Source organism: Stenotrophomonas sp. STEN031 (genome assembly GCF_056759975.1).
In genome coordinates this window covers 51,516-59,904 of the sequence record NZ_JBRREA010000027.1, presented here as the reverse complement: position 1 = coordinate 59,904, position 8,389 = coordinate 51,516, and the positions used below count along the sequence as shown (strand labels likewise).

Here is an 8,389-nt window from a genome sequence, read left to right as displayed (position 1 = left end):
GAGCATCACTACCACTACCCCCACCCAGACCCTCACCCTCCGCCACACCCATACCATCACCCTCACCCTCTCCCACCGCAAAAGCCAAAGCCAAAGCCAAAGCCAAAGCTTTTCCCGGTCCGCCCCCGCCTTCGCGGGGAAAGCTCTTGGGCCACCTCGCCAGCGCCCCTGCCCCGCGTAGCGCGCGAGGCGTACGAAAAGTCACGAGCCGTTGGCTCGTAAACGCCTGTTCTTAACGCAAGCGAAGAAGGGAGGGCAAACAGCAGCTACCAAAGCCCACAAACCGTAGCCCGGGTAAGCGCAGCGCACCCGGGGCTCCTCACGCGGAACCCCGGGCACACCAAATCCACACCTACCCGAACTACCCCACTCAGTTCTTTATCTGCACGTCATCGATATACACATTGACGTCATACGCGGTGTTGGCGTGGTACAGCCATATCGCATCCAGCTTCACGGTGCTGGCGGTGATCGCACCATTGCCATCCACCCAGGCATTCCACTGCGCTGCATCGCTCAACGACCACGACACATAGGTCCAGGTATTGGCCGCTATCGCCTTGCTGGTCGAACGCTCGGTGCCATCACTGTCGTCGATGCCCAAGCCGACCGACGTACCGCTGCCGCCACTCCACACCCAGAAGCCCACCACGCCATTGCTGCGCGTCAACGCGGTATTGCTGGCCGGCGTGCCGCTGCCGGACAATAGCCGCACTGCCCATGCCGCAGTGCTGGCAGTGTCGTCCTTCAACAATACCCGCAACGAACAACTGCCGTTTTTCTGCGTGGTGCAATCGCGCGTTGCGGTGGAGGCGGTGCTGATGCCGGTGGTGCTGCCCGAGTAGCTGGGACTGGTATTGAAATGGCCCACGCTGCTTTCAAAACGATCCAGATAGGTCACCGTACCGGTGCCGCCGCCACTGCCCGGGTTCAACAGCGCGTAGTACTTGGACCAGTTCCAGTTGATGCCCGGGTCGGTATGGGTTTGGCCGCTGTAGTGCTGGTGGCCCTTGATCTTGACGCTGGTGGCCAGCACGTTGATGCCGCTGCTGGACGCGCCGCTGTAGGCGCTGGCGCAGCTGATCGCGCTGTAGGTGCTGCAGAAGCTGCGGACCAGCGCCGCCGATGACTCGTACATGGCATTGGTGTACCACGAGCTGTTGTCGATATAGCCCTCGTGCTCGATGCCCAGCGTATAACTGTTCTGGTTGCGCACATGCCAGGCGGTATCTGCATTGCGCACCATCTGCGTCACCTGGCCATCGGAGGAACGGATCACGTAGTGCGCGCTGACCTGCGCGGAAGCGTTCTTGAACCAGGAAATGGTGCCGGCATAGCTGCCCTGGGCGGTGTGTATCGTCACCGCGCTTACCGCCGCCGAGCGTGAGGCAGTGTAGTTTGACGCCGAGGCTGCACTCCAGATTGCCGGACCATAGTCGGTGCTCTGGATGCCCGCATCCAGTGCGGGTGCCGCCAACGTCTTCGACGCACTGGTACTGCGTGCCTGCAAGGTCTCGCTGATCGGATCCACTTGGTAGGCATCGGTTTCGACGCGGTCCTTGCTGACATCCAGCCGCACCATCGGTGCGCGCAGCGTGACCAGTTGCGGTGCGTCGAAGGCCTGCTCCCACGCGATTGCGCGCTCCGGCACCACGATGCCACGGTCGTTGACACCGCGGTCCTGGGCCAGCAAAACGTCATAGGCAAAGCTGGTGCGCGCATAGTCATCGATCGCGCTGCGCGCAGTTACGGCCGCATCGCGCGGCGTATAGCCGGCATAGCGCATCAGGGCCGCGCGGATGGCCTCCGGCGTCGGCGCACCGGCGGTGGCGGCAGCGGGATGGTCCTGGCGGATCTGCGCATCCAGCAAGGCCGCTGCCGCCAGGATGTTGGTGGCAGCGTCGGTGCGCACCGCGGCGCTGGAAACGCCCAGCAGTTTGGCGGCTTCGCCCACCTGGTCTTCAAAGCCACCGCCGGCATACAGGCCCATCACCCCCCACGACGGTGGCATGCGCAGGTGGGCGTGGTCCTGGTCACTGGTATCGGGTTGCAAGGGCGACCAGCGGCTTTGCACATAGGCCAGCGATTCCAGCGTGCCACGCGGGATGCTGGGGTAGCGGCGGTAAGCCTGCTGGAAATAGCGCACATACATCGCCCGCAAGGGCAGCAGGCGCGCTTCCTCCATCTTCAACTGCATCTCCAACACCTGTTCAGTGTCGGCGATAGGTGCCTTGATGGCGGTTTGGGCAAGTGCGGGAACAACTACGGCACTGGTGATGACGGCAGACAGCAGCACGGCGGTATGACGGTGCATCATCGGTAGGACCCCTAGCTTGGAACCCCCTGCACCCGTGTTTCTACCGCAGCGACGTTGCCGACGGGTGAAGAGCGGCATCAATCAGTGATCGCTGTCATGCCCTTGGTGGACGTGCGTCGCAACCGCGCAGCACGTTATGCGCGTGCAGTGCAGGTAGAAATCAAGCGGACGCAGATTGAACCGTGCGTCGGCGCTCGAACCACCACAACGCGGCGGCGACGATCACGAAACCCAACAACCACGGCCAGCGTGGGCCGGGGATGGGCAGCGGCGCGGTACGCGTCACACCACCGCTCAACGCCAGGGTGGCTTCGCGCATCTGCTGTGCGTGCATGGCCGCAGCCTTGGCCGGGTCCAGTAGCAGCAGGCTTTCCTGTTGCCCGGCCGCGTCGATGCGGTGCCAACCGGCATGCTGTGGCCAGGCGGCTACACAGCCACCGGCTGCGGGATCGGGCAGCAGCGCAGTGCGGCTTTCATCTTCGGCAATCACGCTCACCGGGGCCTTCAAGCCACACAGGCTGATGCGCTCGCCACGCCATGCCCAGGCCGGCAGCGCAGGTGGGGGCACGCTGGTGCTTGGCCTTGCCACGGCTGACAACACCGCGTTCCACAGCTCGGCATGCGCCCCTGCATGCCCGGCCAGTACCAAGGCATAGCTGTCGGTGATCGGCAGCAGGCCTACGCGGCCCAGGCCTAGGGCACGCCAGCCACCGATCGCGCTGCCATCTGCCGCGACCAGCAAGGGCACGACGTCGGGGCTGCTGATGTCGATGTTGAAGCGCTCGACGCTGAGCGTGGTGGCGTCCTGTCCTTCATTGGTGGAACCTTGCAGGGCTATCGGTCTGATCTGGTCGCCACCGCGTACCTGCAGGCCCCACTCGCGCAGGGCGCGGCGTGCATTGCCATCCAGCGCGCCGCTGGTGCGCACCAGTACGCCCAGACCAGCACGGACTGCCGCGCTGATTGCGTTGCGCTGCGTGGTAGACAGCGCCGCAAGCCGACGCTCGTCGAGCACCAGCAGATCAAGGCGTACCAGCGTGGCTGCATCCAGCGCCGCCGGTGCATCGCCCAGTTGAAGACCACCACCTACCAGCATGCTGGTTTGTACGTTGGCGCCAATATCGGTGGCCCAGCGCTGCAGGTACTTCAGCTCCGGCCCGGGCGCGCCGGCCAGCAGGCGCAGGGTGGGCGCGGTGATGGCGCGCACGCGCGCCGGCACCGGCAGTTGGTCCAGCACCTGGCCGCGCTCATCGAGCACACGCAGGGCAAACAGCACGTCGCCCGCATCGCGCGCACTGGCGCCGAGCGTGACGCGGCCAGCCTTGTCCGGCGCGGCGATGGCGACGCGATGGCCGGCCGGATCCAGCAGTTCCACGCGTGCGCTGGGCAGGCCTTGCACACGGGCATGCACGTTGAAGCTGGCACCCGGTGCGAGCAAGGGCGGCGCCTGCAGTTCCACCAGACCACGCGGCGCGGCGTTCGGCAGGAAGCGCACCGCCGGCAAGGCCGCATCGCGATCGCGTGCGGGCAAGCCCTGGCCGACGATCACCACGTCGCGTGTGCCCGGGTGCTGGCGCAACGCGGTTGCCAGGTCCGGCACCGGCGTTGCGTCGCGCAGTGCCGGTGCCTCAGGCAGACGCACAACGGCTGCGGCAGGCACGGATGCCAGCGCTGCGGCATCCGTGCCGGCGCTGGCTACCAGCAGGGTGCCGGCATGGCCGGGGCGCGCAGGTGGTTGCAGGGTGAAATACAGCAGCAAGGCGGCGAGCAGCTGCAGCACCAGCAGGGTAGCCAATCGGGGCGCGGACGGGCGTGGTGCCAGCGCAAAGCGCAGGCTGCCAAGCAGTACGGCAAGCACGATCAGCAGCAAGGGCAGCCAGGACATCATCGGGCGGGATCCGTTGGCGTGCCGAGTGCTTCAAGGTAGCGGCGTCCGCCGGCATCGGCGGCGTTGCGACGTGCTGGCGGACCTTCGGCGCGCCGCAATGCCGGCCACAGCTGGTCGCGCAGCTGCTGCCGGCAACGCTGGCAATCGGGCTGCTGGCGCAATGCATCGACGGCGGCTACGACATCCAGCGAATCGGGCACGGCATCGGGATGGGCATCCAGCCAACGCGTGAGTGCATCCAGATCCACGGCCTGGGTGGGCGCGGCCAGTGCCTGCCAGGCGCTGGCAACCACGCCGTCGGCGGTGGGCCTTGCCGCCAGTTGCACGCCTCGATTGCCCAAGCCATCGCGTTTGCCGGTCATGCGCCGGGCCATGTCGATGGGCGGCAGCTCGCTGCCCACGCGCGCCAGGTAGATGCGTTCGGCCTGCTGCACCTGCTTGATGAAGCCCAGCGCCTTGTAGGCGTAGGGCAGCGCCTGGTCTGGATGGCCCTGACGCAGATGGCCCTCGGACTGCCACATCTGGTCGAGCGCGGACTTCAGGATGGCGCGGGTCTGCGGGTCCAGCAGGGTGGCGGCTTCGGCGTGGTCGTGGGTGTGGCCGTACTCGGACAGCACGTCGGTGGCGCTGCCAAATACCGGCGCGCTGCCGTTGCTGCCGCCATGGTCGTGGCCGTCATCGTCGGCGTGATCGGCATGGCTGTCGGCGGTGGGCGCATCACCGGTCGGCAGGTCGCCGGTCGGCGGTGGCTTGGCACCGCCTTCGGCTTCCTCGCCGAGGAACTGGCCGTAGCGCAGGCGCAGGATACGCTGGTCCACGCCGATTGCATCGGCGCGCTTGGTGTAGGTGTCGGCGTCCAGGCTGCCGCGTTGTTTCAGCAGGGCTTCGGCGTCGATGATGATCTGCCGCTGGCTGCGGAAGTAGGCCGGCATCACCTTCTTGATTGCGCCTTCCAGATCGCTGGCCTGCACCTGCTGCTCGCTGGGCAGGCGCAGGATCAGGCTGGCGCTGCGCGCCTCCTGTGGCTGCGGGCTGCGGTTGTCACGCACGGTGAGGCGTGCGACGACTTCGTCGCCCGGCTCCAGCCCAAGCGCGGCCAGATCGGCGCTATAGGCAAAGCGTCGCGCCGTGGCTGGTCCGCTGCCGCTCAGGTTGAGCTGGCGCTGCTGGAAGCTGATGTTCTCGCCCGTGCCTTTGGCGGTGGTGACATCCAGCGTTGCGGTGTTGTTGACGCCAAAGTCGTCGCTGGCCTCGAAGCGCAGCTGCCAGCTGCGTTGCCGCGGTGCGGCCTGGTTGAGTGTCTGCGCGGGCTCGATCACCTTCACCTGCGGTGGGCGGTCCACCACCACCTCCAGCCGATAGGCGCGGCCGGCCTCGGCCATGGCCGGGCTGGTATGGATGCGGTACAGGCCTGCGCGCTGCACTACGTCGCTGCCGCGCCAATCGTCACCATCGCGCTGCAGGGCCACGCGGCGGCCATCGTGGAACTGCAGCCATGCCTGTTGTGGGTGTGGCGAAAACTGCAGGCGCCATTGCAGCTGGCTGCCTTGCAGGGCACGCGCATCGAGTTTTTCGCCCGCGCTTGCGGCCTGGCCGCTATAGGCGGGCGGTGTGACCTGCAGCCAAGTGCCCCGCAGTACCGGTGCGGTGCCGCGTGCCGCGCGCTCGGTCGTTGCGGGGCCGGCATCGGTGCCGGTCACGCCCGCTGCGCGTGGCCATAGCAGCGCGGCGCTGACCAGCAGCATGGCAAGCAACCACCACAGCACCACCGCGCGCCACGGCCAGCGTGGGCGCAGGTCCGGTGGATCGCGCTGCAGTTGGTGCTCGACATGGCGACGCTGGCGTTGTTGCAGCGGATTGAGCTTATCGCTGGCGGCGAACAGCAGGTCGGCGCTGTCCTGCAGCTGCGGATGCTCGTTCAGGCGTTTGATCAGCCAGCGTGTATCCAGGCGGCGGGCGCGCCACATCGCAACTGCGGCTACCAGCAGCGCTGCGCCGGTGCCGACGATGTAGGCCGCGTCCAGCCCAAGCATGCGCGCCACCAGCGCGGCCACCGCAAGCGCCGCCGGCAGGCCGGCTACCAGGGTGATCAGCAGGCGGCGTCTTCGTGCCGCCTGCAGCAGCTCGCGCGCCTTCATGGCGGACCCCGGCGGCGCGGTGCGCTGGCGAGCCAACGCTCAAGCAGGAACAGCAGGGCGATGGCCAGCAGCAGCCAGTGGCTCAGTTCGGTTGCCGCCTGCGGGTAGGCGGCAGCGCCGGCCTGCGGCTGCATGCCCGCCGCCAGCGCACGTCGCGGGATGCTTGGTGGCTGCACGATGGCGCGCAGCTGTGCGGGAAAGTCGGCCTCCAGCAGCACCGGCAGGGTGGAGGCCTGCAGCGGTGCGGCCCAGCGCAGCCAATGTCCCTGCGCGCTGCTGATCTGTTCCAGTACCAGCGTGCCTGCAGCATCGCGCCACAGTGGCGTGCGTTGTGCATCTGCAGGCACCGGCGTGCGTGCGTCCACCAGCAGCGGACTGCCGGCCTGCAGCTCGGCGAGCACGCTTGCCGGCAATGGCTTGGCCGATAGCCAGAGGTGCAGTGCCTGTGTGTCGGTGAACGCGGTATCGTCGCCCGCCGTATCGGGCTTGGCACTGTTCCAGGCACTGGCCAGCGCGTTGAGGTAGCGCAGCCCTTGCGTGCCGATCGCGTCATGGCGGATCTGCAAGCGCGGTGCTGGCGGTACGGTCGCCGCGTTCGTTGCCGGGGCCTGTTCGATTACCTGCCAGTGCACCGCACGTGAGAGCTGCACGCGTTGTGCATCCAGTCCATCCAGCACCGTCGGCACCACCACGGTAAGCGTGGCGTCGGCTGGCAGGCTGGCATCCAGCTCACGCAACAGGCTGGCGATAGGCTGCTTCGGCGTTGGTGCGTTGTTCTGATCGATGCGCGGGAAGCCCGGCGCCAACCACAGCCACTGCGCATCGTTTGCAGCCACGGCCGCTTGCGCGGTGGCGACGTCCAGGCCGGGCAGCACCGCGACGCGGGCCTGCGTGTCGGCCACGCCGGTCAGTGCCGGCCGTGCCAGCAGCACGGCGAGCAGGGCCAGCAACAGCAGGCGCAGGAGCAGCAGCGGCCATTCGTCAAAGCGGATGCGGCGGCGCGGCCGTGGTTTGGCCGACAACCAGCGCAGTGCAGCGAAATCGATGATGCGCTGTTCGCTGCGCCGGGCAAGATGGATCAGCAATGGCAGCAGCAAGGCGGCCAAGGCGATGAAGCCTGCCGGGAACAGCCACAGCAGGCTCATGCGCCGTTCCCTGCGCGGCGGCCAAACAGGCGCTGCAGGGGCGCGTCGATGGCCTCATCCAGATAGCCGGTGTCATGGCGGATACCGGCCGCCTGCAGGCGCGCATCCAGTACGCGCTGTGCTTCCTTGAAGCGGGCAAGGTAGTCGGTGCGCACAGCGGCGCCATCGCTGAGCAGCTCATCGCCGGTTTCCGGATCGCGGAAACGGTGACCATCGCGGAACGGGAAATCCCGTTCCTCCACGGTCAGCAACTGCAGGTGCACCACATCGCGACCGGCCTTGGCCAGGCGCTCGGCCAGTTCGACCTCCGCCGCATCGAAGCCATCGCCGATCATCACCACCAGATCATTGCTGGCGATGCGTTCCCACAAGGGCGACAGCTTCTGCTGTGGCGGCCATTGCCCTGCAGCACGCAGTGCATGCAACTGCAGATGCAGGCGGTCGCGCTGGCGCAGGCCGTCGCCGGCCGGCAGCAACTGCACACTGTCACCGCCCAGGGCGATCAGGCCGAAGGCATCGCCTTGCTGCAGGGCCAGCTCGGCCACGCAGGCCAGCACTGCCTTGGCCGCATCCAGCCGCTGCCACTCCGGCCGTGTGCGGTCGGCCTGGCCCATCGAGGCGCTGCAGTCGAGCAGCAGCCAGACGGTGACCGGGCTTTCGCGCTCGGATTCGCGCACGAAGAAACGGTCCGAGCGCGCATAGAGTTTCCAGTCGATCTGGCGCAGTTCGTCGCCGGGCTCGTAGGCGCGGTACTGCGCGAACTCCAGCCCGGCGCCACGGCTGCGGCTGGCATGCGTACCGATGCCGCGGCTGCCACTGGCCCGCTGCGGCCACAGCCGCAGGCTGCGCAGGCGACTGCGCACATCGGCGGGGATCAGCGGTGGCGTGGCGGCAGCCATGC

5 protein-coding genes are annotated in these 8,389 nt (G+C 67.5%); all 5 read right to left on the bottom strand.

The genetic code is table 11. The features are described from left to right. Positions 1-370: 370 nt before the first annotated feature. The 5 genes from ACVOLQ_RS13305 to ACVOLQ_RS13285 all read right to left on the bottom strand — a co-directional run bounded on the left by ACVOLQ_RS13305 (position 371) and on the right by ACVOLQ_RS13285 (position 8,387). A complete protein-coding gene (locus ACVOLQ_RS13305) occupies positions 371-2,317 on the bottom strand; it encodes an N-acetylmuramoyl-L-alanine amidase (RefSeq protein ID WP_481528335.1) in 1,947 nt (648 codons plus the stop codon). A 160-nt stretch (positions 2,318-2,477) separates the two neighbouring features. After that, positions 2,478-4,205 (bottom strand): carboxypeptidase regulatory-like domain-containing protein, encoded by a 1,728-nt coding sequence (locus tag ACVOLQ_RS13300; RefSeq protein WP_481528334.1) that lies wholly within the window; start codon positions 4,203-4,205, stop codon positions 2,478-2,480. Then, positions 4,202-6,343 (bottom strand): hypothetical protein, encoded by a 2,142-nt coding sequence (locus ACVOLQ_RS13295; RefSeq protein ID WP_481528333.1) that lies wholly within the window; start codon positions 6,341-6,343, stop codon positions 4,202-4,204. The genes ACVOLQ_RS13300 and ACVOLQ_RS13295 overlap by 4 nt, the downstream gene beginning before the upstream one ends. Continuing rightward, positions 6,340-7,488, bottom strand: a complete 1,149-nt coding sequence (locus tag ACVOLQ_RS13290; RefSeq protein ID WP_481528332.1) for a BatA domain-containing protein — start codon at positions 7,486-7,488, stop codon at positions 6,340-6,342. Before ACVOLQ_RS13290 ends, ACVOLQ_RS13295 begins: the two co-directional genes overlap by 4 nt. Further along, positions 7,485-8,387: a DUF58 domain-containing protein gene (locus ACVOLQ_RS13285; RefSeq protein WP_481528331.1), complete on the bottom strand. Its 903-nt coding sequence runs from the start codon at positions 8,385-8,387 to the stop codon at positions 7,485-7,487. The genes ACVOLQ_RS13290 and ACVOLQ_RS13285 overlap by 4 nt, the downstream gene beginning before the upstream one ends. Between the last annotated feature and the right edge of the window lie 2 nt (positions 8,388-8,389).